The sequence below is a fragment of the Mesorhizobium onobrychidis genome (genome assembly GCF_024707545.1).
Taxonomy (GTDB): Bacteria; Pseudomonadota; Alphaproteobacteria; order Rhizobiales; family Rhizobiaceae; genus Mesorhizobium; species Mesorhizobium onobrychidis.
This window is the reverse complement of sequence record NZ_CP062229.1, coordinates 6451537-6477940: the sequence shown is the minus strand read 5'-3', so window position 1 is coordinate 6477940 and position 26404 is coordinate 6451537. Positions and strand designations below refer to the sequence as shown.

At 63.4% G+C, this 26404-nt stretch carries 25 protein-coding genes and 2 pseudogenes; 15 read left to right on the top strand and 12 right to left on the bottom strand.

Going from position 1 to position 26404, the window contains the following annotated elements; translation table 11 throughout:
* Positions 1–23: 23 nt before the first annotated feature.
* The 11 genes and pseudogenes from bioZ to IHQ72_RS31960 all read right to left on the bottom strand — a co-directional run bounded on the left by bioZ (position 24) and on the right by IHQ72_RS31960 (position 10295).
* Positions 24–1006, bottom strand: a pseudogene (bioZ, locus tag IHQ72_RS32010) (3-oxopimeloyl-[acyl-carrier-protein] synthase BioZ).
* On the bottom strand, positions 1003–2268 hold the full coding sequence (locus tag IHQ72_RS32005) for an adenosylmethionine--8-amino-7-oxononanoate transaminase (protein WP_258119712.1): 1266 nt from the start codon (positions 2266–2268) through the stop codon (positions 1003–1005). Before IHQ72_RS32005 ends, bioZ begins: the two are co-directional and overlap by 4 nt.
* Positions 2268–2899: pseudogene (gene bioD / locus IHQ72_RS32000) on the bottom strand (dethiobiotin synthase). The gene IHQ72_RS32005 and the pseudogene bioD overlap by 1 nt, the downstream one beginning before the upstream one ends.
* On the bottom strand, positions 2896–4035 hold the full coding sequence (locus IHQ72_RS31995) for an 8-amino-7-oxononanoate synthase (protein ID WP_258119710.1): 1140 nt from the start codon (positions 4033–4035) through the stop codon (positions 2896–2898). The pseudogene bioD and the gene IHQ72_RS31995 overlap by 4 nt, the downstream one beginning before the upstream one ends.
* Positions 4032–5006, bottom strand: coding sequence for a biotin synthase BioB (bioB, locus tag IHQ72_RS31990; protein WP_258119708.1), 975 nt, complete (start codon positions 5004–5006; stop codon positions 4032–4034). Before bioB ends, IHQ72_RS31995 begins: the two co-directional genes overlap by 4 nt.
* A 99-nt stretch (positions 5007–5105) precedes the next feature.
* A complete protein-coding gene (nadC, locus tag IHQ72_RS31985; protein WP_258119706.1) occupies positions 5106–5960 on the bottom strand; it encodes a carboxylating nicotinate-nucleotide diphosphorylase in 855 nt (284 codons plus the stop codon).
* Positions 5960–7501: an L-aspartate oxidase gene (locus IHQ72_RS31980; RefSeq protein WP_258119704.1), complete on the bottom strand. Its 1542-nt coding sequence runs from the start codon at positions 7499–7501 to the stop codon at positions 5960–5962. The genes nadC and IHQ72_RS31980 overlap by 1 nt, the downstream gene beginning before the upstream one ends.
* Complete coding sequence (gene nadA / locus IHQ72_RS31975; protein ID WP_258119702.1) at positions 7498–8472, bottom strand: quinolinate synthase NadA; 975 nt, start codon at positions 8470–8472, stop codon at positions 7498–7500. The genes IHQ72_RS31980 and nadA overlap by 4 nt, the downstream gene beginning before the upstream one ends.
* Before the next feature lie 64 nt (positions 8473–8536).
* The gene (locus IHQ72_RS31970) at positions 8537–9502 is read right to left on the bottom strand and encodes an NUDIX hydrolase (RefSeq protein ID WP_258119700.1); all 966 of its coding nucleotides are present in this window, start codon (positions 9500–9502) and stop codon (positions 8537–8539) included.
* 398 nt (positions 9503–9900) lie between these two features.
* The gene (locus tag IHQ72_RS31965; protein ID WP_258119699.1) at positions 9901–10092 is read right to left on the bottom strand and encodes a hypothetical protein; all 192 of its coding nucleotides are present in this window, start codon (positions 10090–10092) and stop codon (positions 9901–9903) included.
* Complete coding sequence (locus tag IHQ72_RS31960) at positions 10089–10295, bottom strand: hypothetical protein (RefSeq protein ID WP_258119698.1); 207 nt, start codon at positions 10293–10295, stop codon at positions 10089–10091. Before IHQ72_RS31960 ends, IHQ72_RS31965 begins: the two co-directional genes overlap by 4 nt.
* 472 nt (positions 10296–10767) lie before the next feature.
* Here IHQ72_RS31960 and IHQ72_RS31955 point away from each other — a divergent pair, with 472 nt between their 5' ends.
* The 15 genes from IHQ72_RS31955 (at position 10768) to nuoG (ending at position 25913) form a co-directional block, all read left to right on the top strand.
* Positions 10768–11199 carry a CBS domain-containing protein gene (locus IHQ72_RS31955; protein ID WP_077376492.1) on the top strand — a complete coding sequence of 144 codons (432 nt, stop codon included), beginning with the start codon at positions 10768–10770 and terminating at the stop codon, positions 11197–11199.
* Between the two features lie 286 nt (positions 11200–11485).
* Positions 11486–11986 carry an NADH-quinone oxidoreductase subunit J gene (locus tag IHQ72_RS31950; RefSeq protein WP_258119697.1) on the top strand — a complete coding sequence of 167 codons (501 nt, stop codon included), beginning with the start codon at positions 11486–11488 and terminating at the stop codon, positions 11984–11986.
* Complete coding sequence (gene nuoK / locus IHQ72_RS31945; protein ID WP_023800378.1) at positions 11986–12288, top strand: NADH-quinone oxidoreductase subunit NuoK; 303 nt, start codon at positions 11986–11988, stop codon at positions 12286–12288. Before IHQ72_RS31950 ends, nuoK begins: the two co-directional genes overlap by 1 nt.
* Positions 12289–12292: 4 nt before the next feature.
* Positions 12293–13756, top strand: coding sequence for a monovalent cation/H+ antiporter subunit D family protein (locus tag IHQ72_RS31940; RefSeq protein ID WP_258119693.1), 1464 nt, complete (start codon positions 12293–12295; stop codon positions 13754–13756).
* Entirely contained in the window at positions 13753–14007 is a 255-nt protein-coding gene (locus IHQ72_RS31935) for a hypothetical protein (protein ID WP_258119691.1), read from the top strand. Before IHQ72_RS31940 ends, IHQ72_RS31935 begins: the two co-directional genes overlap by 4 nt.
* Positions 14000–15760, top strand: coding sequence for a Na(+)/H(+) antiporter subunit D (locus IHQ72_RS31930; protein WP_258119690.1), 1761 nt, complete (start codon positions 14000–14002; stop codon positions 15758–15760). The genes IHQ72_RS31935 and IHQ72_RS31930 overlap by 8 nt, the downstream gene beginning before the upstream one ends.
* Positions 15761–15767: 7 nt before the next feature.
* Positions 15768–17243: an NADH-quinone oxidoreductase subunit M gene (locus tag IHQ72_RS31925; protein ID WP_258119688.1), complete on the top strand. Its 1476-nt coding sequence runs from the start codon at positions 15768–15770 to the stop codon at positions 17241–17243.
* Positions 17240–18679 (top strand): NADH-quinone oxidoreductase subunit N, encoded by a 1440-nt coding sequence (locus IHQ72_RS31920; RefSeq protein WP_258119687.1) that lies wholly within the window; start codon positions 17240–17242, stop codon positions 18677–18679. Before IHQ72_RS31925 ends, IHQ72_RS31920 begins: the two co-directional genes overlap by 4 nt.
* Before the next feature lie 153 nt (positions 18680–18832).
* The gene (locus IHQ72_RS31915) at positions 18833–19198 is read left to right on the top strand and encodes an NADH-quinone oxidoreductase subunit A (RefSeq protein WP_258119686.1); all 366 of its coding nucleotides are present in this window, start codon (positions 18833–18835) and stop codon (positions 19196–19198) included.
* Positions 19186–19689 (top strand): NuoB/complex I 20 kDa subunit family protein, encoded by a 504-nt coding sequence (locus IHQ72_RS31910; protein ID WP_027152448.1) that lies wholly within the window; start codon positions 19186–19188, stop codon positions 19687–19689. The genes IHQ72_RS31915 and IHQ72_RS31910 overlap by 13 nt, the downstream gene beginning before the upstream one ends.
* Positions 19686–20222 (top strand): NADH-quinone oxidoreductase subunit C, encoded by a 537-nt coding sequence (locus IHQ72_RS31905; protein WP_258119684.1) that lies wholly within the window; start codon positions 19686–19688, stop codon positions 20220–20222. The genes IHQ72_RS31910 and IHQ72_RS31905 overlap by 4 nt, the downstream gene beginning before the upstream one ends.
* Before the next feature lie 29 nt (positions 20223–20251).
* On the top strand, positions 20252–21466 hold the full coding sequence (nuoD, locus tag IHQ72_RS31900) for an NADH dehydrogenase (quinone) subunit D (RefSeq protein WP_258119683.1): 1215 nt from the start codon (positions 20252–20254) through the stop codon (positions 21464–21466).
* Between the two features lie 17 nt (positions 21467–21483).
* Positions 21484–21999 (top strand): NADH-quinone oxidoreductase subunit NuoE, encoded by a 516-nt coding sequence (gene nuoE, locus IHQ72_RS31895; protein ID WP_258119682.1) that lies wholly within the window; start codon positions 21484–21486, stop codon positions 21997–21999.
* A 4-nt stretch (positions 22000–22003) separates the two neighbouring features.
* On the top strand, positions 22004–23269 hold the full coding sequence (gene nuoF / locus IHQ72_RS31890; RefSeq protein ID WP_258119680.1) for an NADH-quinone oxidoreductase subunit NuoF: 1266 nt from the start codon (positions 22004–22006) through the stop codon (positions 23267–23269).
* 31 nt (positions 23270–23300) lie between these two features.
* Positions 23301–25913, top strand: a complete 2613-nt coding sequence (gene nuoG, locus IHQ72_RS31885; protein ID WP_258119679.1) for an NADH-quinone oxidoreductase subunit NuoG — start codon at positions 23301–23303, stop codon at positions 25911–25913.
* A 23-nt stretch (positions 25914–25936) separates the two neighbouring features.
* Here the strand turns inward: nuoG and IHQ72_RS31880 are convergent, their stop codons facing one another.
* Positions 25937–26377 carry a CBS domain-containing protein gene (locus tag IHQ72_RS31880; protein ID WP_023800391.1) on the bottom strand — a complete coding sequence of 147 codons (441 nt, stop codon included), beginning with the start codon at positions 26375–26377 and terminating at the stop codon, positions 25937–25939.
* Positions 26378–26404: the final 27 nt, after the last annotated feature.

Genomic DNA, 26404 nt, shown 5'->3' with positions numbered 1-26404 from the left:
TGTGCGCGCGGCCGGCCGCCGCGCTAAATTCCGACGACGAGAGCACCGCCGCTGAGACCCGCCCCCGCTGCCGCCAGAAGGATTTTCTCGCCACGTCGGAATGGCTCCGTCCGATGGGCGAGTGACAGCGACAGGGGAATCGTCGCGGCGGAAGAGTTGCCGTATTCGACAATTATCTTGACGATCGCGTGATCCGCAATGCCGAGGTTTCGCCCGACCGCATCGAAAATGCGCGCATTGGCCTGATGCGGCACAAACCGATCGATGTCCTGTGGCCGCATTTGGGCTGCGGCGAGTGCGTCCTGTGAGCAGGCAGTCATCATCTCCACGGCCTTGCTGAACACTTCACGGCCGTCGGTGATCGTCATCCGGGTTTGCTCGAGCTCAAGGTTGCCGTGGAACGGCTTGTTGCTTCCGCCCGCGGGTATTTGGATCAGCCCGTAGCGCGAGCCGTCGGAATCCACCGAAGCACCGAGAATGCCGCGATCCGGGTCGTCGCCGGGACCAATCACCACCGCGCCGGCGGCATCGGCAAAAAGTACGGCGCTGGCGCGTTCGGCCGGATTGATGCGACGGCTGAGGATGTTGGCGCAATGACGAGGGCCGATTTGCCATGCAGCCGGGTGAATCCGTCCGCGAACATAAGCGCATAGATGAAGCCGGCACAGGCGCCGGTCAGGTCGATCGCACCGGCGCGGCCCAGTCCGAGCCGATGTGCGACCAGGGGCGCGCTTGGCGGCAGAAGGTGGTCGGGCGTCGAGGTGGCAAGCAGGAGCAGGCCGATGTCCCTGCGGTCGACGTCGGCGTTCGCCAGCGCCATGTCGCCGGCATAGGCGGCAAGACCAGACAGCGTGTCTTCGTCCACTGCCCAGAAGCGCGAACGAATTCCGGTCCGCCGCTCGATCCAGCCGGGTTCAAGCCCGAGACGATCTTCGATTTCCGGGTTCTCGACCTTGCGCGACGGCGCATGATGGCCAAACCCGAGAATGCGCGACGATCTGCTCATGGCCTCGAACCGAAGCGTTCGCCGGCCTCCTCGATCGCGTCATAGAGCCTGTCCAACTCGTCGCTGGTGATGCAATAGGGCGGCAGAAGATACAGGACATTGCCGAGCGGACGCACGAGCAGGCCGCGCTCGAGGAAGAATGCGCGCAGTTTAGGTCCGATCTCGGCCAGATAACCGGCTGAGCCAGTGCGCAGATCGAGGGCCGCGATGGTGCCTGTCGTCCGGCTGTCAGTGAAGTAGGGATTGTGGCGAAAGCGTTGAAGCCCGGCGGCCTGCTTCGCGCTCAAGGCCGCGATCCGCTCGGTCACCGGCTCGTCGCGCCAGATCTCGACATTGGCAAGTGCTGCCGCACAGGCAATCGGATTGGCGGTGTAGGAACTCGAGTGGAAAAAAGTCTTCTTCCGATCGTCGGAATAGTGGGCCTGGAAGATGGCATCGGTGGCGAGCGTGGCCGCGAGCGGGACGGTGCCACCGGTCAAGCCTTTCGAGGTGCAAAGGATATCAGGAGAGATCGATGCCTGTTCGCAGGCGAACATGGTTCCGGTGCGTCCCCAGCCGGTCATCACCTCATCGGCGATCAGCAGCGTGCCGGAGGTCTCGGCGATCTTCTTCAATTCGGTGACAACCCAGGCCGGATACATCAGCATGCCGCCGGCGCCGAGCACGAGCGGCTCGACGATCAGCGCGGCCGCGTGCCGGTCGCGGGAGACGGCCTCGAACCGATCCAGCGTCTCCTGCTCGCGCCCGGCGGCCGGGAAGGGGATGGTGTCGACCTCGAACAGCAAGGGCTCGTAGGCGGCGTTAAACACGCCGCGGGCGCCGACGCTCATCGTGCCGATCGTGTCGCCATGGTAGCTGTGCTCCATGACGACGATGCGCGAGCGCGGCGCGTCGATGTTGCGAAAATAGCCAAGCGCCATCTTCAGCGCGACTTCGACCGAGGTCGAGCCGCTGTCGGAATAGAACACCCGGTTGAGGCCGGGCGGTGCGAGGCCGACAAGCGCCCTGGCCAGGCCTTCGGCCGGTTCATGCGTGAAGCCTGCAAAGATGATCTGGTCGAGGCTCGACGCGGTCGTCTCGATAGCCTTCATGATGCGGGGATGGCGGTGGCCATGCGTGACGACCCACCAGGAAGAGATGGCGTCCAGGATACGCGTGCCGTCAGCTTTATGGAGATAGGCTCCCTCCGTCAGCACGATTTCTGGAATCGCCGGCTCAAGCGCGTGCTGCGTGAACGGATGCCAGACTTGAGACTGCGACATCATTCGCCTCCGGCAATCGAGGCAAGGTCAAAGCCGGCAACCATCGCTTCCCTCAGCGTTTCGTTCGTCAGCGGATCGAGCAGCGGCAGCCTGCCGAGCTGTGGCACGCCGCTGAATTCCACGATTGTCCTTTGCGTATCGGCCACCTCCTCGCCAATGCGAGGCCGATGATCGGGATTGAGCGGGCCCGCAGGGCCTCGATCGACAGCAGGGTGTGGTTGATCGTGCCGAGCGCGGTGCGGGCGCACAGAATGACCGGCAGCCGCCACTGCGCGAATATGTCGATGAACTTTGTCTGCCGGTTGAGCGGCACCATCAGGCCGCCGGCGCCTTCGATGACGAGCGGACCCGGCAAGACTGGAAGCGAGAGCCTTGCCGCCTCGATTGCGACGCCGTCGATCTCGGCCGAACGATGCGGCGACAGCGGCTTGCTCAAGCGGTAGACTTCCGGCAGCACGCGCCCTGGCGGCAGGCTGGCGAGCCGCGCAACCACCTCGCTGTCGGTCTCGTCGTCGAGGCCCGATTGCACCGGCTTCCAGTAGAAGCCGTCGAGCAGGCCGGCGAGCCCAGCCGAAAATACTGTCTTGCCAATTCCGGTGTCTGTTCCGGTGACGACGATGCGCTTGGTCATGCCGTGGCCAACACCTCGGCGAGCGCCTCGACCATGGCGGAAACGTCAGCTTCGTCGACGTTGAGCGTCAGTGAGATGCGCAGCCGCGATGTGCCCTCGGGCACGGTCGGCGGACGAATGCCGCGTATGTCGAAGCCGCGGGCCTGCAGTCCTGCCGCCACCGCCATGGTGCGCCCGTTATCGCCGATGACAAATGGCTGGATCTGCGAGCCGCTCGGCATCACGCCGCAGCGCTCGGCCAATTGGCGGCCCGCGAAGGCAACGCGTTCCTGCAGCTGAACGCGGCGCATCGGCTCGTCGGACAGCATGGCGAGCGCTTCACGCACCGCGACTGCCATCAGCGGCGATGGCGCGGTGGCGTAGATGAATGGCCGGCAACGGTTGACGAGATAGTCGCACAGTGTTCGCGGGCCGGTGACGAGTGCGCCGGACGCGCCTAGCGCTTTGCCGCATGTGTGGAGCGCGACGATGTTGTCGCGGCCCTCGAAAGCGGCGGCTAGCCCCCGGCCGTCCAGTCCCCAGACGCCGGTGGCGTGCGCCTCGTCGACGACGAGGAATGCCTCGTGCCGATCGGCAAGTGCGACCAGGCTCTCCATCGGCGCGCGGTCGCCATCCATGCTGTACAGGCTTTCGACCACGATCCACACGCGCCCCGCGCCGCCTTCGGCGCGCCAGCGCTTGATCGCGTCCTCGACAGCATCGACTTCGTTGTGCGCGGCCAGCACGAACTCGGCGCGTCCGGCCTGCGCACCCTCATGCATGCTGGCATGGGCGAGCCGGTCGAGGATCAAAAGGTCGCCCTTCTGCGGCAGCGCGGTCAGCAGAGCGAAGTTGGCGATGTAGCCGTTGCCGAAGAACAGTGCGCGCTCGGCGCCGAAGAATGTCGCCGCGTCCGCCTCCAGTTGCTCGTGCTCCGGTGCATTGCCCCGCAACAGCCGCGACCCGGTAGCACCGACCGGCGTTCCCCGCGCAATCGCCGCCGCAACCGCTTCGCCAAGTCTTTTGGAGGTGGCAAGTCCTAGATAGTCGTTCGACGAGAAGTCGAGCCCGGCGCGCGGCGCAAGAGTCCGCAGCCGGTCCTTGCGCGCCAGCCCACGCAGGGATGCGTCATACCGGGCAAGAAGTGCCTCGTTCATTGCGTGCCGATTTCCATCGGCTCGATGCCGAGACGCCGGAATAGCAGCGTATCCTTGTCCTCGCCGGGATTGTTCGCCGTCAGCAGCGTGTCGCCGACGAAGATCGAGTTGGCGCCGGCAAAAAAGCACAGCGCCTGCATCTCGTCGGTCATGGCGGTGCGGCCGGCGGAAAGGCGGACATGCGATTTCGGCATCATGATGCGTGCCAGCGCGATCACGCGCACGAATTCAATCGGCTCGATCGGCCTGGCCTCGGCTAGCGGGGTGCCCTCGATCGGGATCAGCATGTTGATCGGAACGCTTTCCGGATGCTCCGGCAGATTGGCCAGCGTCACCAGCATGTCGATCCGGTCCACCGGCTCTTCACCCATGCCGACAATGCCGCCGCAGCAGACCTTGATGCCGCTGTCGCGGACATTGGCGAGCGTGTCCAGCCGGTCGGCAAAGCTGCGAGTGCTGATGATCTCGCTATAGTAGCGTTCAGACGTATCGATGTTGTGGTTGTAGTAGTCAAGGCCAGCCTGCTTCAGCCGAGCGGCTTGCTCAAGATCAAGCATGCCGAGCGTCATGCAGGTCTCCATGCCCAGCGCCTTCACACCCTCGACCATCGCCACTACCGCATCCATGTCGCGCGCCTTGGGGTTTCGCCAGGCAGCACCCATGCAATAGCGGGTGGCGCCGGCGTCACGCGCCTTAGCCGCTTCGGCGATGACGCGCATGACCTCCATCAGCTTTGACGCCTTCAACCCGCTTTCGTGATGCGCCGACTGGCTGCAATAGCCGCAATCCTCCGGGCATCCGCCGGTCTTGATGCTGAGGAGCCGGCTGAGCTGGACCTTGTTGGGATCGAAATTCTGGCGGTGAACGGTTTGCGCCTGAAACAGCAGGTCGTTGAAAGGCACGTCGTGGAGCGCCTGGGCTTCTTCCAGGGTCCACATCCGGTGGTGGTCGAAGGATTGAGCTTCAGGCATGGTTTTTTCCGAAATTGCTGCGCGCATTTCCATCCTGTTCCTTGCGTTGCGGCGCCTTTGAAATGGCGGACCACAGTCGAGAGAAGCTGGGTACGACGATCAAGGCTCACGGTAGTCGAGGCCGATATCGAGGATCGGCGCGCTGTGAGTCAACCAGCCGATGGAAATCAGATCGATACCGGTTGCGGCAACGGCTGGCGCAATCGCGGCGGTGATCCTGCCAGACGCCTCGGTGACCGATCGGCCCGCAACCAATGCTACAGCCTGGTGCAACTCGTCGATCGACATGTTGTCGAGCAGCACGGCGTCGGGGGCGAGGGCCAGGGCCTCTTCCAGCTGGGCCAGCGTATCGACCTCGACTTCGATCTTGACCAGATGGCCGACGCTGCCTCGCGCGCGCTCTATTGCGGGGCGAATTCCGCCGGCGATGGCGATGTGGTTGTCCTTGATCAGGATCGCGTCGTCGAGGCCGAAGCGGTGATTGGAGCCGCCACCGGCGCGCACGGCGTATTTTTCGACAGCCCGCAAGCCGGGTGTCGTCTTGCGAGTGCAGACGATTTTTGCCTTGTGCCCGCGTATCGCATCGACGATCGACGCCGTCGCCGTGGCAATGCCGCTCAGATGGCAGAGAAAATTGAGCGCGGTCCGTTCCGCGGTGAGAATCGCCCGCGCCGGGCCGCTCACCGATGCAATGGTCTCTCCTTGCTCGACCTCGCTGCCGTCCGCTCGCTCCACCCTTATCTCGACAGTCTGGTCGATCAGCCGGAAGGCGAGCATCGCCAGATCGAGCCCGGCGACAACCCCGTGCTGGCGTGCCGAAAGCACGGTCGTCGCATGGTGTTCCTTTGCCACGATGGCATCAGTGGTGATGTCACCGGCTCTGCCAAGGTCTTCGAGAAGTGCTGCCCGTACCAGCGGCTCGAGCATGATTGCGGGAAGTGGCGAGAGGTTCATCACAGCACGCTTTCCAGCGTTGGGGAGGATGCGAGTTCCCGCGCTGCGGCTATAGCCGCGTCGAGCGTGATTTGGGAGCGGCGGACGACGGTCGCATGATTCGGAAAGTCGGTCCGGAAATGAGCGCCGCGGCTTTCGCGGCGCAGCAAAGCGGCAATGGTGATCATCAACCCGACGGCGGCGGAATCGGACGCCGCGTCATGGCGCTGCGCAAGCCGCAGCAAAGCGCGCGCAGCCTCTTTCAAACCTTCGCCATCCCGCGTGACGCCGAGGGCACGCGACAGGAGAGGACGCACCGGCCCTGGATCCGGCGCGGGCAGGTCAGATGCCATCGTTGGCTTTCCACCGCCGCCAGGCGAGGCGGCCACACTCTCGGCAACCCAGCGCGCGCAGACGACGGCCTCGGTTAGCGAGTTGCTGGCAAGCCGGTTGGCGCCGTGCAACCCGGTCGAGGCGACTTCGCCGCAGGCCCAAAGTCCAGGAATCGATGTGCGCCCCGCCAGATCCACGGCGACACCGCCAATGTGGTAGTGCTGCGCCGGCCGGATGGGAATGAGATCACGTGCCGGATCAATGCCGGCCTTACTGCAGGCCGATGCGATCGTCGGGAACTGCTGGGCGAATGTCGCGCCCGGCTTTTCGCGTACGTCGAGGAAAACCAGATGGCCGTTCGCAAGATGCCTCCATACGGCGCGCGCGACGATGTCGCGCGGCGCAAGCTCCGCCCCCAGCCCGCCGTCGAGGAAGCGTCGGCCTGTCTCGTCGACGATTATGGCGCCTTCGCCGCGAACCGCCTCACTGATGAGCGTCATGGGGCGGTTCGACCCGTCAAGCGCTGTCGGGTGGAACTGGATGAATTCCAGATCGGCAAGCACAGCTCCCGCCCGGGCCGCAAGCGCCAGGCCCTGACCGCAACTGGCGAGCGGGTTTGTCGTGTCGTGGAACAGCCCGCCAATCCCGCCGGTGGCGAGGACGACGCATCCCGTGGCAAAGAACACCGGGCCTGTCGGACCGCGCGCCAGAACACCGGCGATTGTGCCGTCCTCCACAGCCAGCCGACGCGCTTCGAAGCCCTCGACGACCTCTATTGTGGGCGTCGAGCGTACGGCCGCGACCAGGGCACGCATGACCTCGCGCCCGCTGCCGTCGCCGCCAGCATGAACGATGCGCCGTCGGCTGTGCGCGGCCTCCAGTCCGAGGCGCAATGTCCCATTTAGCGTGCGGTCGAAGCGGACCCCGAAGCCCGCAAGCCGCTCGATCGCGCCTGGCGCCGCGTTGAGGATGCGACTCGCCATGTCCCTGTCGCAGAGCCCATCGCCGGCGGCGAGCGTGTCGGCCAGGTGCAGTGCCGGATCGTCGTCGTCGCCGAGACTGGCGGCCAGACCGCCTTGTGCCCACGTGCTCGAGGCGTCAGCACCTAATGGCGTCGTGGACAGGAGAAGCACCGGCTCAGGTGCCAGATGCAGCGCGGTCATCAGGCCGGCTATGCCGCCGCCGATGATGACCGGCAGGCCGTCGAGACATTGGACGTCCACGTTCATACGGCAAGCATCCTCTCGACGGCAAGCCGCGCGCGCCGGACGATCCCGGGCTCGATGGTTACGACATTGCGGTTCTGCTCGAGCGCGGCGCGGATATTGGCGAGCGTGATCCGCTTCATGTGCGGGCACAGATTGCAGGGCCGGATGAATTCGACCTCGGGGTGCTGGAGAGCGACATTGTCGCTCATCGAGCACTCGGTCATCAGCACGACACGGGGCGGTCTTTGCCTTTCGACATAGTCGGACATGGCAGCGGTCGAACCAGAAAAATCGGCCTCGGCCACCACGTCGGGCGGGCATTCGGGATGCGCGAGCACAGTCACACCTGGATGGCTTTCGCGCAACTCACGGATGTCGGCTGGCGTAAAGCGCTCATGCACCTCGCAATGCCCTTTCCAGGCGATGATCTCAACGTCGGTCTGCGCGGCGATGTTCTGGGCCAGATACTCGTCCGGCAGCATGATCACCCGGGGAACGCCCAGCGACTCGACGACGGCCTTCGCATTGCCGGAGGTACAGCAGATGTCGGACTCAGCTTTCACTTCGGCCGACGTGTTGACATAGCTGACAACGGGCACGCCCGGATAGCGTTGCCTCAGCAAGCGGATGTCCTCGGCGGTAATGGAGTCCGCCAACGAACAGCCTGCGTGCAAGTCGGGGATGAGCACCGTCTTTTGCGGATTGAGCAGCTTCGCCGTCTCGGCCATGAAATGCACGCCAGCCAGCACAATGACATCCGCCTCGGTCGACATCGCCTTGCGGGCAAGCGCCAGGCTGTCGCCGACGATATCGGCGACGCAGTGGAAGATCTCCGGCGTCTGATAATTATGCGCCAGGATGACCGCGTTTCGCTGCTGCTTCAAATCGAGAATGGCATCGATATCGCTGGCGAAGGCCGGCCATTCGATGGGCGGGATGACCCGCCGCACGCGGTCATAGAGCGCGGCCGTGCGCGTAGAGGCGTTGAGCATGCCTGGTTCTTATGCTCCTATTGAGTATAACTGAGGCATATGCTTAACTTGAGCATAAGGAATGTCAAGCGCGTGAAAGCGGCAATTTCGTCCCTGCGACGGCGCGTTCCGCCAGTACCGTCTGGCGGAAACGGAAGCGCTTCGCCGGGCGCCCGCCTGTGTCCGACATCGTCTCGCCTGTCTCCTCGACGAGGTCCTGCTGTTCGATAAGACGCCGGAAGTTCTGCTTGTGCACGAGCCTGCCGGCGAGCGCTTCAACGGTGCGCTGCAATTGCAGCAGCGTGAATGCCGGCGGCATCAGCTCGAACACGACGGGGCGGTATTTGATCTTGGTTCGAAGCCTGGCGATCCCCGTCGCCAGAATGCGGCGGTGATCGGCAATCATCGGACGACCGGGAATGGCCAGCGGACTGCCGTTGTCCCGGCCGCGTGTGGCCTCCGCCACCAGCGCGGCTTCATAGAGCAGTTCGTATCGCTGCAGGACAAGTTCTTCGTTCCAGTCGCGATCATCGAGACCGAAGGCATATGCCACGCGCTGCCGGCGATCGTGACGCATGTTCGGGTCTTCGGCTTCGCTGGCCCAGGTCAAAAGTCGGGGTATGAGGATATCGGGCAGGATCGGAGGCACGTCCGCACGGTGATCTTCCCACGGAAAATAGTCGTACCAACCTCGCCAGCCATGCGTTGGAGACCTTTCGGTCTCCTCTTCCCGCGTCAGGCCGAGATAACTGATCGAGATCTGCACGCGCTCATTGCCGATCCGGTCTCGGTCGGCGAAGGTATAGAGCTGTTCGATATAGCCCAACGGGTGACCGGTGTGCCGCTCTACCCATGCCCTCAGACCCGACTGCAAGGAACGATGGTCGAGTTCAAAAGGTCCGGACGGCAACGCTCCCGCCTGCTCGATGGTCAAGACGCGTGGTTCGCCGCTGGTCACGGCAATAACAACAGCGATCAGGTCGGCACTGACGGCCTGGCCCCGGTTGTTCCTTGCTGCCTGTGTTGTCGCCTGAGTTGTCTTGTCTTGCATAGGATTCGATGGGATTCCGATGTGAAGGTGCTCGAATGGGGCAAGCCGAGCGAAAAGTGAACTGCCGTACGCTGCCCGTCAACGCTCACCACGGAACGACGGGTGAGGTCCCGATCTGTCCGAAAGAGGCTTCGACCAACCAGGTTTGCGATTTGAGCCTGCATAACGACAGCGCTGCGCCAAGGGGAGGCTGGCACTGGACGCGCTTCCGCGCATTGGAACGCAAAATGGCAACGGAATGCCTTTTGCTGCCGACGTAGATCGGTCAAAGAATGACGGTATTTTTCGCACCGCTGCCAAAGGATCTGTTCCAGTCTGCGGAAAAAAGATCTCGACCGATCCTATCGATAGTGCGTGAAAGCATGGATTTCCCGAAAAGCGGAAATTCGTCAATGAAATCAAAAGCCCAGATTTTTGACGGCACCTCTGCCGGTACCTGTGTTGAGTAAAACTAAATTGCCATTCAAAATCAGTCGGTTATCGTGGGATGAAACAATCGAGTGGGAATGACGGGAAAGACCTAATAAATTCGGCGAAGCGGCTGTTTTTGAGTAGATTAGCGTAGGATCTTCGGCGGTGCGGAAGCTCATCTGCCGCACATGATCAATGACGATCCTGATCGTCTTGTCACAGTAACGCCCGCCATAGTGATTCCACCGTCCACTCGATCGACCCGGATGTTTACCACGAAGGTTTCGCGTCCGACGCTGTGATGTCGCCCGGCATATTCTTCTGTTTCGAGGGCCAGCCCCTGGAGCAGGCGCTTGAACAAATGCAAGAGCGCCAGGCTCATCACCTTTCAGTGCTCAACCGGTAGAAGCGGACGACGGGCCTCATCTCGCTGAGTGATATCGCTCTGAAGAGCGAAAGTTCGATCCTCGCGCCGCTTACCAAAATCGCCGCACGCGACGCTGAACGGCACCTGCACGCCGCCTGGGGTTCAGGGACGCCTGCAAGAAATAGACGAGAGCGGCATGCGTTTAGAGGGAACCAGGCATGCGCCCCTGAGCCCGACGGAATTGGCTTCCGCGGAATCCGTGACGGCGCTCTCGGCTGATCGATGAGCATCGGCGACGGCACGGCGACCCCTGTAGCAGGCGGCGGTTTGTGTGAGCCAATCATGAAGGCCTACCGCCAGGAAGCACTGGCGCCTGAGCACGCAAGTCGGACTTGAAATATGAAGGCGCGCGGCGCACGATGGGCAGAAATGCACCGAGAGGGAGACGGGGCGGACGGCTGGAGCGTAGCAACGCTTGGAGGAAGCCATGAACGTCAAAGCGATTCTCGAGGACAAGGGTCGAGCCGTCGAGACGATCGGCCCGAACGAGGCGCTCGCCGTGGCGATCAACAGGCTCGCCGAGCACAGGATCGGCGCACTGGTCGTTACCAATGGCGATCGCAAGGTGGTCGGCATCGTGTCCGAGCGCGACGTCGTCTGCGCCTTGGACAAGCATGGGGCTGCGGCGCTGGAGCAGAGTGTCCGTCACGCAATGACCGCCAAGGTCAAGCTCTGCACCGAGAACCACACGATCAACCAGGTCATGGAGATCATGACCACAGGCCGCTTCCGCCACCTGCCCGTGGTGAAGAACGGCCAACTGGACGGCATCGTCTCGATCGGCGACGTGGTGAAGAAGCGCATCGAGGAGGTCGAGCACGAGGCCGAAGAGATTATTCACTACATCTGGGCGGGGTAAGCTCGCCAAAGGCCCGCCGTCTGGCCGCGACGTCCTTTTTTCAGGTTTTCAGGGTTTCTGATCCCGTGCCGAACCTCCTTCGGCAGCCTGAATAACGGATAAGCAGGCTGCGGGATCGCACACCGTATCAGATACTGAGACTTGGGCATAACGTAGCGACAAACCATGTAATCTTGAGAAAAATCCGATACTAGGGCACAATTTGTAGACGCATCTGAAGTGCGCAGCTATCTCAAACTCGGCCGTCTTGCGCCGAGTGACAGATCGCGGCGGAGGGTCGGCGTCGATGGATCAGGCGTTCTTTCTTCTGTTCGCTGCGGCGTCCGTGATCACGGCACTGACCGTGGTCCTGGCGCGGAATCCGGTTCACAGCGCATTGGCGCTGATGGCGTGTTTCCTGCAGATCTCGGCAATCTTCGTCTTGCTCGAGGCACCGTTGCTCGCTGTCATCCAGATCTTCGTCTATGTCGGCGCAATCATGGTCCTGTTCCTGTTCGTGATCATGATGATCGATGTGCGCGAAGCGGTGTTGCAGCGGTTCTTGCCGGGCAGCAACCTGCCGGCTCTGGTGCTGCTCGTCCTGCTTGGGGTCGAGATGCTTGTACTGGTGCTCTGGAGCGACCGCTTTTCGGTCACGGAGCCCGTCGCGATGCGCGGCGGCGATCAGATCAGGCAGCTCAGCATGACACTTTTCGCCGACTATCTCCTACCGTTTGAAGCCGCCTCCGTGATCCTGCTGGCGGCCCTGGTCGGCGCCATCGTGCTGGCGCGGAAGGAGCAGGGGTGATGGTTCCGCTCTGGTGGTATATTTTGCTCGGAGTGGTCCTGTTCGTGATCGGAGCGGCGGGCGTGCTGCTCAGGCGCAATATCCTGGTCGTGCTGATGTCGCTGGAGTTGCTGCTCAACTCGGTCAACATCAATTTCATCGCTTTCGGGCGTTACTACGACGATTTCCGCGGGCAGATCTTCGCGATCTTCGTCATCGCAATCACCGCGGCGGAGGTTGCGGTCGCCCTCGGGATTCTGGTCGCCCTCGTGAGGAACAAATCCACCCTCAAGGTCGACGACGTGACCATGATGAAAGGATAGCGGCTTGGACCCGGTGATATCGATCCGGCCGCTGCTTGCCGTCGCCGTCGCAGGACTGGCGGCCCTTGCAGTTCTCGTTCTGAACAACCGCGAGAAACTCCGCGATCTCGTCTCGCCCTTGGCCGCGATCGCCATGTTCGCAATTGTCGCCTCGATGGCACCCACGGTGCTGGCCGGCGGCACGTTCGATTTGCGCCTGTTCGAGATTCTGCCGGGGATCGACTTCGCTTTCCGGGTCGATGCGCTCGGCATGGTGTTTGCCACCGTCTCGTCGCTCTTGTGGATCGTGGCGGCGATCTATTCCATCGGCTACATGCGCCACTTGAACGAGCACGCGCAGACCCGGTTCTTCGCCTGCTTCGCCGCCAGTCTCGCGGCGGCCGTCGGGGGCGCCTTCGCCGCCAATCTGTTCACGCTGGTGATCTTCTACGAGGTGCTCAGCCTCGTTACCTATCCGCTCGTCTATCACCACGAGGACGAAGAGGGATGGACGGGTAGCCGCAAGTACCTCGTCTATTTGATGGGGGCGTCGAAAAGCGTGCTTCTCGCCGCGCTGGCGCTGACCTACCATCTGGCGGGGTCGCTCGACTTCGTGCCAGGCGGGCTGCTGGCCGGGGTCGATGCCTCGCCGGCGCTGCTGACCGTGGTCTACTTCTGCTATCTGTTCGGCTTCGCCAAGGCCGCGGTGATGCCGATGCACGCCTGGCTGCCTGCCGCGATGGTCGCGCCGACACCGGTCAGCGCACTCTTGCATGCGGTGGCCGTGGTCAAGATGGGCGTGTTCTGCGTGCTGCGGGTGGTGTTCCATGTCTTCGGCACGGGGCTGGTGGACGGGCTGGGGCTCGGCATCGCAACGGCCTATCTGGTCTCGTTCACCATCCTGATGGCGTCCATCTACGCCCTGACGCGGGACGACCTGAAGGCGCGGCTCGCCTATTCGACGGTCAGCCAGCTCTCCTACATCGTGCTGGGCGCGGTCCTGCTGTCGCCGGTCGCGATGGTCGGCGGGATCATCCACATTGCGGCGCATGCGTTCTCCAAGATCACGCTCTTTTTCTGCGCCGGGTCGATCTATTGCGCGTCCGGCAAGCGGAACATCAGCGACATGGCCGGCATCGGCCGCAGGCTGCCCTGGACGATGGGCGCGTTCTTCGTGGCCTCGCTCAGCATGATCGGGGTGCCGCCGACCGCGGGCTTCGTCAGCAAGTGGTATCTGGCGCTGGGCTCGGTGGAGGCGGGGGAGATTGCGTTCCTGGTCGTGCTCTTGGTGAGCTCGGTCCTGAACGCCGCCTACTTCCTGCCGGTCAGCTATGTCGCTTTTTTCGGGACGGAGACACAGGAAAGTCCGGCGACGGTCCGTGAAATTCCGATGGTGACGATCCCGCTGGTCGCGACCGCGATCCTGTCGGTGTCGATGGGTATTTTCCCCGGCTATTTTCTCACCCTGGCGGAAGGAGTGGTCAGATGATCAGGCGTGTCGTCGATTTCTTTGGTGAGGCGAGATACGCGGAGCAACGCCGCCGGCTGTTTTATCTGGCGCTCGTTCTGATCGTCATCGCCGATTTTCTGGTCCCCCGCGAACACGCCGAATACCTGTGGGACCGCTTGCCGGGCTGGTCGGCCGTCTATGGCTTCTTGTCCTGCGTCCTGCTGGTCTTCGTCTCCAAGTTCCTCGGCCATCAGGGCGGGTTGATGCGGCGCGAGGACTATTATGATTGACTTCGTCCATCCCGCCCTGCTGTTCATTCTTGGCGCCCTGCCGATCCCTTTCCTGAAAGGATCAATCCGCAAGGCCTATCTGATGCTGATTCCCGCGCTGGCGATCCTCGCCGTGCTCACCGTGCAGCCGGGCAGCTACGGTGCGGCGGAGTTCATCGGGCAGGAAATCCTGATTGCGAAGGTCGACAAGCTGAGCATCGTCTTCGCCACCGTTTTCACCATCATGGCGCTGATCGGCATGGTCTATGCGCTGCACCTGACGGGCGCCGGAGAGCATGTGGCGGCGTTCGTCTATGCTGGCAGCGCGCTCGGCGTGGTGTTTGCTGGCGACTACCTGACCCTGTTCTTGTTCTGGGAAGCCATGGCGTTTGCCTCTGCCTATCTGGTTTTCGCCCAGGGAGGCGAGCAGGCGATCCGCGCCGCGTTCCGCTACCTCATGGTCCATATCACTGGCGGCGTCGCCCTGCTCGGCGGCGTCATTCTCCACGGGCTCGCCACCGGCTCTTTGCTCTTCGGCCCGATCGAGGGGGGGATGGACGTCGCCGCCTACCTGATCCTTGCCGGGTTCATGCTCAACGCCGCGGTGCCGCCGCTCAACGCCTGGCTGACTGACGCCTACCCGGAGGCGACCGTCACCGGGGCGGTGTTCATGAGCGCCTTCACCACCAAGACCGCCGTCTACGTGCTGGCGCGGGCGTTTCCGGGGACCGAACTTCTGATCTGGCTCGGCACCATCATGGCGCTTTACGGCGTCATCTACGCGGTGCTGGAGAACGACTGCCGGCGGCTCCTGGCCTATCACATCGTCAGCCAGGTGGGCTACATGGTGGCGGGCGTCGGCATCGGGACCGAGATGGCAGTGAACGGGGCTTCCAGCCATGCCTTCGCGCATATCCTCTACAAGGCGCTCCTGTTCATGGGTGCGGGGGCGGTGATCTACGTCACCGGGCGGCGCAAGCTCACCGAGCTCGGCGGGCTCTACAGGACCATGCCGCTGACCGTGGCGCTCTACATGGTCGGCGCCTTCGCAATCTCGGCATTTCCGTTCTTCTCGGGCTTCGTGACCAAATCGATGGTGGTGGCCGCCGCCGGGCAGGATCACCGAGCGCTGGTGGTGCTGGCGCTGACGATGGCGTCGTCGGGGACCTTCCTGCACACTGGGCTCAAGCTCCCGTATTACATGTTCTTCGGCACGGACCGGAAACTGGAGGCGCGGGAACCGCCCCGCAACATGCTGGTTGCGATGGGAATGGCTGCGGTGCTGTGCATCGCGATCGGGGTGTTCCCCCAGCCACTTTACGCGCTGCTGCCCCATCCGGTCGACTTCGAACCCTACACCGGCGTCCATATCACCGAGAGCCTCGGCATACTGATGTTCACCGCATTGGGCTTCGTGCTGTTCCTCAGGGCGCTCGACCCCGAGAACACGATCAGCATCGACACCGACTGGTTCTACCGCAAAGGCGCGCGGCACTTCATGTGGCTCGCCGAAAAACCGCTGGCGCGTTACGAGAAGGCGGTGAGCGACATCTCCGAGACCGCGGTGCTGCCCTTCCTGCACGGAACCGCACGGGCCGGACTGCGGATCGATCTCAACGGTGTGGACGCGGTCGTCAACGGCGTCGCCCGCTCGATCCTGCGCGGTGGCGGCGCGCTGCGACAGATGCAGACCGGCGTCGTGACCCATTACGCGCTGGCCATGATCGTCGGTGTGATCGCAGCCATCGCCGTCTTCGCCGTGGTGTGGCGGTAGGGGTGCGATGGCGTTCCCGCTGCTTAGCCTCATCGTATTCATACCCGCCGCCGGGGCAGCGGTTCTGATGCTTCTCCGCAACGACGATCAGGTGCGATGGACGGCGCTGGGCGTCACCGTCCTCGACTTCGCTCTCTGCATCGCGATGCTGGCCGGCTTTGACACCACTACCCACGAGATGCAGTTCACCGAGACGCGCCCCTGGGTGCCCGCGCTCGGGATCACTTACGCGCTTGGCATCGACGGAATCAGCGCGCTCTTTGTGTTCCTGACCGCGCTATTGGGCTGGATCTGCGTGCTCGCCTCTTGGGTCGCGATCGACCGCAAGGTGAAGGAGTTCATGGTCAGCCTGCTGGCCATGCAGGCGCTGATGCTGGGGGTTTTCTGCGCGCTCGACCTGTTCCTGTTCTACGTCTTCTGGGAGGCGATGCTGATCCCGATGTACGTGATCATCGGCGTATGGGGCGGCGACGGCCGGGTCTATGCGGCGTTCAAATTCTTCCTCTACACGCTGGCGGGCAGCCTTCTGTTCCTGATCGGTGTCATCGTGCTCTATTTCCACGGCGGCGAAACCTTCGACATCCGCGCCCTGATGGCGCAGGATTTGCCGTTCCGGGTCCAGTCCTGGCTGTTCTTCGCCTTCCTGATCGCGTTTGCGGTCAAGGTGCCGATGGTCCCGGTCCATACCTGGCTGCCGGACGCCCATGTGCAGGCGCCGACGGCGGGTAGCATCATCCTCGCCGGCGTTCTCCTGAAGATGGGCGCCTACGGCTTCCTGCGGTTCTCGCTGCCGATGCTGCCGGAGGCGTCGCTGTATTATTCGACGCTAATGCTTTCGCTTTCGGCGCTCGCAATCGTCTATGGCGGGTTACTCGCGCTGGCGCAGGACGACCTCAAGAAGCTGGTGGCCTATTCCAGCATCAGCCACATGGGTTTCGTGACGCTGGGTATTTTCACGTTGAACCTCCGCGGGCTCGAGGGCGGCATCCTGCAAATGTTCAATCATGGCGTAACGACGGGCGCGTTGTTCCTGTTCGTGGGCCTTATCTACGAGCGGACCCATACCCGCAGCATCGCGGATTATGGCGGGCTGATGAAGGCAGCGCCGGTCTATACGACGTTTCTTGCGCTGTTCGCCCTGTCGTCGATGGCGCTGCCGGGAACGAATTCGTTTGTGGGCGAGTTGCTCGTGCTGTCGGGCGCGTTCGCAGCCAACCTGGCTGTCGGCGCCGCCGCCGTTCTTGGGGCTTTGCTGGGCGCGGCCTATCTGCTTGGCATGTACAGGAAAGTCGCGCTTGGTCCGGCCAGCGTCGGCGTGCGGTTCAAGATTCGCGACGTAAACGCCCGCGAACTGGTGGCGATCCTGCCGCTGGCGGTCTTCGTGCTCTGGGTCGGGCTCTATCCGAAACCTTTTCTCAACATCATCGGGCCTTCGGTGAGGCATCTGCTCACGCAGGTGCATTCTAACGGGGGCGGCCAATGACCGCTGCCACGCTTTTCCAGTCGATCCTAGCGAGCCTGCCCGAGATCGTGGTGGTCACTGGGGCCTGCATCTTGCTGATTCTGGGACAGCTTGTGCCAAAGGGACAGGGGTATTTCCTCGTCTGGGCTTCCGCTGCAACCGTGCTGGTTGCGGCCCTGGCGACACTGTTACTGGCGGGCGAGGTGCGGCCGGCCTATTCGGGCATGTTTATCGCCGACCGCTTCGCGGTCTTCTTCAAGATGGTGTTCTACCTTTCGACCATCCTGACGTTCCTCCTGTCGCGAAAATATGCCGAGATCGAGGAGATCGCGTTGAGCGAATACTATGTCCTGCTGCTCTTTGCGCTTTCCGGCATGATGATCATGGCCTCGGCAACCGATCTTCTGTCGATCTATGTCGGCCTCGAGCTGGTGGCGCTCTCGACCTATGTGCTCACCGGCTTCCTCAGGAAGGAGCGGCGGTCGAACGAAGCGGCGCTGAAATACGTGATCCTTAGCGGGGTCTCGACCGGGATTTTCCTTTACGGCGTTTCGCTGATCTACGGGCTCACCGGCACGACGCAGTTGGACGGGATGGCTGCGGCGGTGACCGGTGATCCGCTCGATCCCGGATTGCTCCTGGCTGTGGTCTTTATCGTCGCGGGGCTGGCATTCAAGGTCGGCGCGGTGCCGTTCCACATGTGGGTGCCGGACGTCTATGAAGGCGCGCCGACGACGATCACCGCCTTCATGTCGGTGGGGCCCAAAGCAGCGGGGTTCGCGGTGATCCTGCGGGTGTTCCTCAACCCACTGGTCGCAGCCTCGGACGCCTGGATCATCGTCGCGGTCATTGCGGTAGTGACGATGGCGCTCGGCAGTTTCGTGGCGCTGGTGCAGGACAATTTCAAGCGCCTCTTGGCCTATTCCAGCATCGCCCATGCCGGGTTCGCCCTGTTTGGCGTGGTGGCCGGCGGTGCGGACGGGATCGCCAGCGTGATGCTCTACCTGTTGATCTACGCGTTCATGAACCTCGGCATCTTCGGCATCGTCATCATGATGCGGAACGGTGATTTCTCGGGCGAGGTCATCGAGGACTACGCGGGTTTCGCTAGGTCGCATCCCGGGCTGGCGCTTCTGATGCTGCTCTATCTGTTTTCGCTGGCCGGCATTCCGCCGACGGCCGGGTTCTTCGCCAAGTTCTACGTACTGGTCGCGCTCGTCGAGCGGGGTTTCGTCATGCTGGCGCTGATCGCAGTGTTGCTGAGCGCCGTCGCCGCTTACTTTTACATCCGCATCGTTATGGTGATCTACATGCGCGAGCCGGAGGGGGCGTTTGACCCGGCGCTGACGCTCTCGGTCCGCGCCACGCTCGCCATCACCGCCGCTGGAACCATCGGCATCGGCCTATTTCCGGCGTGGTTTCTGAGGCTTGCCCAACATTCCGCGTTTGGCGGCTGAACGATTGGATTTGCAATGATCCGGCCGACGGAATACTCTGGCAGTGCAAGAAAGGAATGCCCAAGTCGCTTCCCGAGGCGCCCGCACACCGGTCCCGAATGGGCTGGTGGCGGCCTGAGCAAAGCCCTCGGTGGCTGACCGGGGCAATGCGACATGACTGCAGTGGAATTCCTGCCGGTTCTTGTCATGGTCGCCGGAATTGTTCTGGTGGCGGTGGCGACGCTGTTTGTCTCCTCGCTACTGCGCCCGTCCAATCCCTATCCCGCGAAGAACATGCCCTATGAATGCGGCATGGACCCGGCGGGCGAAGCCGCCGGGGGCCGCTTCAGGGTGCAGTTCTTCATCCTCGCAATCCTGCTGGTGGTGTTCGACGTCGAGGCGATGTTCCTGTTTCCCTGGGCGGTCGTGCTGAAGGAGATCGGGCTCGTCGGCTATGTCGAGATGTTTGTCTTCATGCTGCTGCTTATCGTGGGCTTCGCCTACGCCTGGCTGAAAGGAGCGCTGGAATGGGAGGAGTAGGCGAAACGATTCGCGACAGCGTGCTGTTCACCACCGCCGACAGCGTCATCAGCTGGAGCCGGCGGTCGGCGCTCTGGCCCGAGACCTTCGGGATTGCCTGCTGCGCCATCGAGATGATCTCGGCGGGTTGTGCGCGCTACGATCTCGACCGGTTCGGTGTGGTGTTCCGGCCTTCGCCGCGCCAGTCCGACGTGATGATCATCGCCGGCACGGTGACGCGGAAGTTCGCTCCGGTCGTGCGCCGGCTCTTCGACCAGATGCCGGAGCCACGCTGGGTCATCGCCATGGGCACCTGCGCGATCTCGGGCGGGGTCTACAACACCTACGCCGTGGTGCAGGGGGCGGAGACTTTCGTGCCGGTGGACGTGCATGTGCCCGGCTGCCCGCCGCGGCCCGAGGCACTGATGCATGGCATCCTTCTGCTCCAAGAGAAGATCAAGAGGTCCCGCGCGCTGGCCGGGACGCCTCTGGATCGGGTTGCAGCCTCATGAGCGTGGAGACGTCCCTCATCCGCACCCTGATCGCGGAACGTTTCGGGGGGGAAGTCGAGGAGCTTGGCTTCTCGCATGGGGTTCACGCTTTCGCCTCACCGCCTGACATGATCGTCGAGCTTTGCCAATTCCTGAAGCGCCATCCGACGCTGCGGTTCGATTTCCTGTCCGACATCTGCGGGGTCGACCATTATCCCGAAACGCTGCGCTACGAGGCGGTGTACCACCTCTATTCGCTGCCGAACAAATGGCGCGTTCGGATCAAATGCCGCCTCGGCGATCCGCCGCGGGTCCCGTCGGTGACGGGGGTCTGGCGGACCGCCAACTGGCACGAGCGCGAGGCCTGGGACATGTATGGCATCCGGTTCGAGGGCCATCCCGACCTGCGCCGGATCTACATGTGGGAAGGCTTCGAGGGCTTTCCGCAGCGCAAGGACTTTCCGCTCCGGGGCTACAGGGACAAGCTGAACCCGTTTGGCGCCGAAGGGCCCCCGCCGACGCAGCCTGACCTCGCCACCAGGAACATACCGTAAGGGAGATCATTCCACGACAGGAAGCTGAGATGACCGAAGTCACGGAACTGAGCAGGCCCGAAGGCGACGCGCCCGACACCAGGGAGGTGCTTCTCAATCTCGGCCCGCAGCATCCCAGCACGCATGGGGTGCTGCGGCTCGTCCTTGAGCTGGATGGCGAGTATGTCGCGCGCGTGGACCCGCATATCGGCTACCTCCACCGCGGCACCGAAAAACTGGCCGAGAGCTTCACCTACACCCAGATTTTTCCGCTGACCGACCGGCTCGACTACCTCTGCCCGCCGTCGAACAATCTGGCCTTCGCGCTGGCGGTGGAGAAGCTCCTGGGCATCCAAGCGCCGATCCGCGCGCAATATATCCGCGTGCTGATGGCCGAACTGGCGCGGATCTCCGGTCATCTCATGATCACCGGCGCGCTGCCGATGGACTTGGGCGCCATGACCGCGTTGCTTTACGCCATGCGCGAACGCGAAATGATCATGGACCTGATGGAGATGATCAGCGGGGCGCGGATGCACACCTCGTTTTGCCGGGTCGGCGGTGTGCGCGAGGATCTGCCCGACGGGTTCTTCCCCAAGATCAGGGAGTTCTGCGACATCTTCCCGAATCGGATTCGCGACTATGAACGGCTGGTCGAGAACAACCGGGTGTTCCTGAAACGCACGCATGGGATCGGCGTGATCTCCGCCGAGGACGGCATCGATCTTGGCCTGAGCGGCCCGAACCTGCGGGCCTCGGGCGTCGACTGGGACATCCGCCGCGACGAGCCTTACGAGATCTACGACCGGCTCGCTTTCAACGTCATTACCCGCGATGAGGGTGATTGCTACGCGCGCTGGCGATGCCGCGTCGAGGAGATGCGCGAGAGCGTCCGGATCATCGAGCAATGCCTTGACCAGATGCCCGAGGGGCCGTTCCAGGTCGATATGCCGACCATCGCTTTCCCGGTGGACAAGGACAGGGTGCACTGCTCGATGGAGGCGCTGATCCAGCATTTCGACCTCTCGGCCTATGGCTTCAAGGTGCCGAAGGGCGAGGTCTATTCGGCGATCGAGGCGCCAAAGGGCGAGCTCGGGTTTTATATCATCAGCGACGGGTCGCAAAAACCGTTCCGGATGAAAGTGCGGGCACCGTCGTTCGTCAATCTGCAGGCACTGTTCGGGGTCAGCAATGCACGCTACCTGGCGGACATGATCGCCGTGCTGGGCAGCCTCGACCCGGTGATGGCGGAGGTGGACAAGTAGCAGGGGATTTGGACGCGATGAACATGCGCGAAAAGATCGAGGCGGCTGCGGCGCGGTATCCTGACCAGCGCTCAGCGATCATGCCCGCGCTTCTGATCGCGCAAAAGGACCATGGCCATCTGCCCGGCCCGGTGTTGGAAGAGGTCGCCGATATCCTCGGTGTCGAGCGGATCTGGGTTTACGAGCTGGCAACCTTTTACACCCTCTTCCATACCGAGCCAGTGGGGATGTTCCACCTGCAACTCTGCGACAACGTCTCCTGCATGTTGCGCGGATCCGAGGACCTGCTGAGGCATCTTGAGGTGGTGCTGGGAATCAAGAAGGGCGGCACGACCCCGGACGGGCTGTTCACGCTTTCGACCGTCGAATGCCTCGGCGCTTGCGAGATGGCCCCGGTGATGCAGGTCGGCGACGACTATCACGGCGACCTCGACATCGCGCGGATCGACGCGCTCATGGACAGGCTGCGCGCGACGGCGGGGCAAGCTACGGGCGCCGCCGATCTCGCCGCCGCAGCACCGCCGGGAGAGTAGCGCCATGTTCGAACCGGTCCTTCTCAGGAACATGGACGTGCCGGATGGTCATCTGCTCGCGACCTACGAGGCCGGCGGCGGCTACCAGGCACTGGCGAAGGCGCTGCGCGAGCACACGCCCGACGAGATCGTCGACCTCGTCAAGCAATCAAACCTGCGCGGTCGCGGCGGGGCCGGGTTCCCGACCGGGATGAAATGGAGCTTCGTGCCGAAGCGGGCCGGTAAGCCGAAATACCTGTGCTGCAACGCCGATGAGGGCGAGCCGGGCACCTTCAAGGACCGGATCATCATGGAGCGTGACCCGCACCAGCTGATCGAGGGCATGGCGATCAGCGCCTACGCGATCGGGGCCGAAACCGCCTATGTCTATATCCGCGGGGAATACGTGCTGGCGATACGGCGGCTGGAGCAGGCGATCGCCGAGGCCCATGCGAAGGGTTATCTGGGAACGCGGATTCTGGGCTCGGATTTCAGTTTCGTCGTGCATATCCATTGCGGCGCCGGCGCCTATATCTGCGGCGAGGAGACCGCGATGCTCGACTCGCTCGAAGGCAAGCGGGCGCAGCCGCGTCTGAAACCGCCGTTTCCGGCGGTCGAAGGGCTCTACGCCAGCCCGACCGCGATCAACAACGTCGAGACGCTGGCCTGCGTGCCGCATATTCTGGCGCGCGGGCCGGACTGGTTCCGCGGCATCGGCCCGGACAAGAGCCCCGGCCCGAAGCTCTATTGCCTCAGCGGGCAGGTGCGGAAACCGGGCCTTTACGAGCTGCCAATGGGCATACCGCTGCGCGAACTGGTCGAGGACCACGCCGGCGGGCCGCCACCGGGGCGCAAGATCAAGGCGGTGATTCCCGGCGGGGTCTCGGCGCCCCTGATCCCGGAGTGCGGGCTGGACGTTGGGATGGACTTCGACTCGCTGGCCGCCGCCGGCTCGATGCTCGGCTCGGCCGGGGTGATCGTGATCGACGACTCGACCTGCATGGTCAAGGTCGCCACCCGGATCATCGAGTTCTTCCATCACGAGTCCTGCGGCAAGTGCACCCCGTGCCGCGAAGGGCTGAATTGGGTCGTGAAAGTGCTGCGCCGGGTCGAGGCGGGGCAGGGCGCGCCGGGCGATCTGGAACAGTTGGAGGCGCTCTGCAAGGGCATTTTCGGCAACTCGTTCTGCGCACTGGGCGACGGCGCGGCTATGGGGCTCAAGGCGGCATTGGCGCATTTCGAACATGAATTCGTCGCCCATATCGAGGAGCAGAGGTGCCCGTTTCACTGAGGAGCGCGCAGGGAGAAGGCCGCAAGAAGTCATGGTTAGCGTCACGATCGATGAACAAACGCTGGAAGTGGAGGCAGGCTCTACGGTGCTGCAGGCCGCCGAGCGTTTGGGCATCGAAATCCCGACCTTCTGCTATCTGAAGCGGCTGCCGGCGCTGGCCTCCTGCCGCATGTGCCTGGTGGAGATCGAGGGGCAACGGCGGCTGCAGCCTTCCTGCGCCACCGCGGTCACCGACGGCATGGTGGTGCGCACGAACACGCCCCTGATCGACGAAACGCGCTCTTCCATGCTCGACATGCTGCTCGCCAACCACCCCCTCGACTGCCCGATCTGTGACAAGGGCGGCGAATGTGAGCTTCAGGACCAGGTGATGGCGTACGGGCCCCGCGAAAGCCGATTCCGCGATGCCAAACGTGTGTTCCACTCCGCGGACATCCGTCTCAGCCCCGTGATCATCATGAACGTCAACCGCTGCATCCAGTGCCAGCGCTGCGTCCGGATGTGCGAGGACGTGGTCGGCGCGGTCGCCTTGGGCACCATCGAAAAAGGCATGGATACCGCCGTCACCGGCTTCGAGGGCAGTCTCGCGAGTTGCGACCAATGCGGCAATTGCGTCGAGGTCTGCCCGGTCGGCGCGCTGATGAGCTTCCCCTATCGCTACAAGGCACGGCCCTGGGATCTGGTCGAGACCGACACGGTCTGCCCGCATTGCGGCACCGGCTGCCAGCTCACCGTCGGCGCGCGCAAGGGCGAGTTCATGCGGGTCCGCTCGAAGTGGGAGCATGGCGTCAATCGCGAAACGCTCTGCGTTCGGGGGCGCTTCGGCCTTGACTTCGTCGGGAGCCGGGACCGGATCAAGCGGCCGATGATCCGTCGTGACGGCGCACTGGTTCCGGTTTCCTGGGACGAAGCCGGGGACTACCTGCGCCGGCGCCTGTCGGCCGTCGAGAGCAAGGCTGCGGGCGGGCTGGCCTCGCCGCGCCTGCCCAACGAGGTGCTTTATCAGTTCCAGAAGCTGATGCGGACGGTATTCCGGACCAACAACATCGACTGCTCGTCGCGCTGGTCCACGCCCTTCGATACGCTCGGCCCGTTGGTGGCGGGCTTCTACACCCGCGCGCCGCTGGAGGAGGTGATCGGCAACGACTGCGTGCTTGTCGTCGGGGGCAACGTGACCGACGAAAACCCGGTCACCGAATACCTGCTGCGAGACAGCGCGCGGCAGCAGCAGACCGGGTTGCTCATGCTCTCGGCGCGGCCATCCCGTCTGGACGCCGATGCCCGGGTGGTCGTTCGCGTTCGGCCGGGCGGCGAGGCGGCGAGCCTTGCCGCGGTGGTGGCCGGGCTGCTGGCGGCGGCCGGACAGGCCTTGCCGGGCGATGGTCTTGCGGACATCAGCGCGACAACCGGCGGGTCAGCAGCGACCACCGACAGTGACGGGCCGGACCGTCTGGCCGCCGCGCTGCTGGAAGGTCGGAGCGTCACCGTGCTTGTCAGCGCCGACCTCCTGAGATCACCCGAAGCGCGCGTGACGCTGCAGCAGCTCAACAACCTTTTGCAGGTTCTCCGCGCACTCGGTAAGGGCCCGGCGATGCAGTTCCTGTTCGACCGTGCCAACCAGTTGGGCGCCTGGGACATGGGGGGTCTGCCGGCGGCGCTGCCGGGGCTGCGCCCGGTCGCCGACGATGCGGCGCGCGCAACTCTCATACGGGCCTGGGGCGCCGAAATTCCGCCTGAACCGGGCGCGGATCTCGACGCCATGCTGGAGCTCTGTGACGAGGGGCGGATGGGCGCCTTCTATATCGCCGGAAGCGACCCCCTGATGGCCTGTCCCGACCGGGGATTCGTGAAGCGGGCACTTGGCGCCGCCGATCTCCTGATCGTGCAGGACACGTTCCTTACGGATACGGCGGGCCTGGCCGATGTCGTCCTGCCCGCGGCGGGTTATGGCGAGGAATCCGGCACATTCACCAACAATGAGGGCCGGACCCAGAAGGTCTGCAAGTTCCGCGAGCCCGCCTTCGAGGCGCGAGGCAATCTGGCGATCTTCGACTTCGTCGCAGCGCTCCGCAACCAGGCATTGCAACCGTCGATGCAAGGCGAAATCTTCGGCGAGATCGCCCGGCTGGTTCCGGCCTACCAAGGGCTGACGCAGGACGGGCTTGGCGCCGACGGAGCATTCACCACGGCGAACTCGACGCCGCCGGCTGGCGAGTTCTTCGCCCCTCCGCCTAACCCGAATGCGGCCGACCGGCTCATGTTGGTCACCGGCAACTGCCTGTTCCACAATGGATATCTTTCCGAACGCTCGGAGATCCTGAATACGGTGGCGGATGACCCATATGTTGAGATGAGCGCGTGGGACGCCGCGCAGCTTTGCCTTTCGGATCGCGATCAGGTGGTCGTGCGATCCGCCCAGGGCGAACTGAGGGCGCAGCTCAAGGTCAACAGGCATTTTCCCCCGGGCCTCGTGTTCGTGCCTGAAAACTATAGAGACCTGCGTCTCAACAGCCTTATGCGGCGGGGCGAATACCCTTGTCCGGTGGAGGTTCAAAAGGCGCACGCTGCCTTCGCCACCGGAGTCGGGGCGCGCCCTGAAAATCGCGGCCAAGGCATTGCCGAGCTTCCGGGCAGTTCACCCTAATCGGCTCCCCCGGGTTTGCATCCTCAGTGATAAGGGGTCCCGGCAATGTAATCGCTCAACGCTTGCTCGGTACGGAGCAATTCGTCGAGCCGGTGCTTGACCACGTCGCCGATGCTCACCACGCCGACAGAAGCGTCGCCATCCATGACCAACACATGGCGCGTGCGTCGGTCGGTCATGAGCGACATCACAAAGGGCAGCAAATCCTGTGTCGAACAGGTCACCACACTGCGGTTCATGATGTCGGCGACCCGCATTGTGGGCGCCTCGATTCCGTATTCAGCCACCGCATAGCAGCAGTCCCGCTCCGACAGCGTGCCCAGGCATTCCCCGGGCGAACGGCTGACGACCACGAATCCGATGTTGTTGTCCCGAAACAGCCGCAGGACTTCTACGACCGTCTGATCTGGTGTGACCGAGATGAGCTCGGGAGATTTGGTCTTCAAGATTTGGCGGACAAGCATCTGAGCCTCCTGTGCTCCGGCTTGACG

Excerpts from the sequence above, each read along its gene's own strand:
- IHQ72_RS31965 (WP_258119699.1), bottom strand. The coding sequence starts at position 10,092 with ATGAGCTTCCGCACCGCCGAAGATCCTACGCTAATCTACTCAAAAACA.
- IHQ72_RS31955 (WP_077376492.1), top strand. The coding sequence starts at position 10,768 with ATGAACGTCAAAGCGATTCTCGAGGACAAGGGTCGAGCCGTCGAGACG.
- nuoK (WP_023800378.1), top strand. The coding sequence starts at position 11,986 with ATGGTTCCGCTCTGGTGGTATATTTTGCTCGGAGTGGTCCTGTTCGTG.
- bioB (WP_258119708.1), bottom strand. The coding sequence starts at position 5,006 with ATGCCTGAAGCTCAATCCTTCGACCACCACCGGATGTGGACCCTGGAA.
- IHQ72_RS31915 (WP_258119686.1), top strand. The coding sequence starts at position 18,833 with ATGACTGCAGTGGAATTCCTGCCGGTTCTTGTCATGGTCGCCGGAATT.
- IHQ72_RS31935 (WP_258119691.1), top strand. The coding sequence starts at position 13,753 with ATGATCAGGCGTGTCGTCGATTTCTTTGGTGAGGCGAGATACGCGGAG.
- IHQ72_RS31910 (WP_027152448.1), top strand. The coding sequence starts at position 19,186 with ATGGGAGGAGTAGGCGAAACGATTCGCGACAGCGTGCTGTTCACCACC.
- IHQ72_RS31960 (WP_258119698.1), bottom strand. The coding sequence starts at position 10,295 with ATGAGCCTGGCGCTCTTGCATTTGTTCAAGCGCCTGCTCCAGGGGCTG.
- nuoD (WP_258119683.1), top strand. The coding sequence starts at position 20,252 with ATGACCGAAGTCACGGAACTGAGCAGGCCCGAAGGCGACGCGCCCGAC.
- IHQ72_RS32005 (WP_258119712.1), bottom strand. The coding sequence starts at position 2,268 with ATGTCGCAGTCTCAAGTCTGGCATCCGTTCACGCAGCACGCGCTTGAG.
- IHQ72_RS31970 (WP_258119700.1), bottom strand. The coding sequence starts at position 9,502 with ATGCAAGACAAGACAACTCAGGCGACAACACAGGCAGCAAGGAACAAC.
- IHQ72_RS31930 (WP_258119690.1), top strand. The coding sequence starts at position 14,000 with ATGATTGACTTCGTCCATCCCGCCCTGCTGTTCATTCTTGGCGCCCTG.
- nuoF (WP_258119680.1), top strand. The coding sequence starts at position 22,004 with ATGTTCGAACCGGTCCTTCTCAGGAACATGGACGTGCCGGATGGTCAT.
- IHQ72_RS31995 (WP_258119710.1), bottom strand. The coding sequence starts at position 4,035 with ATGAACGAGGCACTTCTTGCCCGGTATGACGCATCCCTGCGTGGGCTG.
- nadC (WP_258119706.1), bottom strand. The coding sequence starts at position 5,960 with ATGAACCTCTCGCCACTTCCCGCAATCATGCTCGAGCCGCTGGTACGG.
- IHQ72_RS31905 (WP_258119684.1), top strand. The coding sequence starts at position 19,686 with ATGAGCGTGGAGACGTCCCTCATCCGCACCCTGATCGCGGAACGTTTC.
- IHQ72_RS31920 (WP_258119687.1), top strand. The coding sequence starts at position 17,240 with ATGACCGCTGCCACGCTTTTCCAGTCGATCCTAGCGAGCCTGCCCGAG.
- nuoE (WP_258119682.1), top strand. The coding sequence starts at position 21,484 with ATGAACATGCGCGAAAAGATCGAGGCGGCTGCGGCGCGGTATCCTGAC.
- IHQ72_RS31925 (WP_258119688.1), top strand. The coding sequence starts at position 15,768 with ATGGCGTTCCCGCTGCTTAGCCTCATCGTATTCATACCCGCCGCCGGG.
- IHQ72_RS31880 (WP_023800391.1), bottom strand. The coding sequence starts at position 26,377 with ATGCTTGTCCGCCAAATCTTGAAGACCAAATCTCCCGAGCTCATCTCG.
- nuoG (WP_258119679.1), top strand. The coding sequence starts at position 23,301 with ATGGTTAGCGTCACGATCGATGAACAAACGCTGGAAGTGGAGGCAGGC.
- IHQ72_RS31950 (WP_258119697.1), top strand. The coding sequence starts at position 11,486 with ATGGATCAGGCGTTCTTTCTTCTGTTCGCTGCGGCGTCCGTGATCACG.
- IHQ72_RS31980 (WP_258119704.1), bottom strand. The coding sequence starts at position 7,501 with ATGAACGTGGACGTCCAATGTCTCGACGGCCTGCCGGTCATCATCGGC.
- nadA (WP_258119702.1), bottom strand. The coding sequence starts at position 8,472 with ATGCTCAACGCCTCTACGCGCACGGCCGCGCTCTATGACCGCGTGCGG.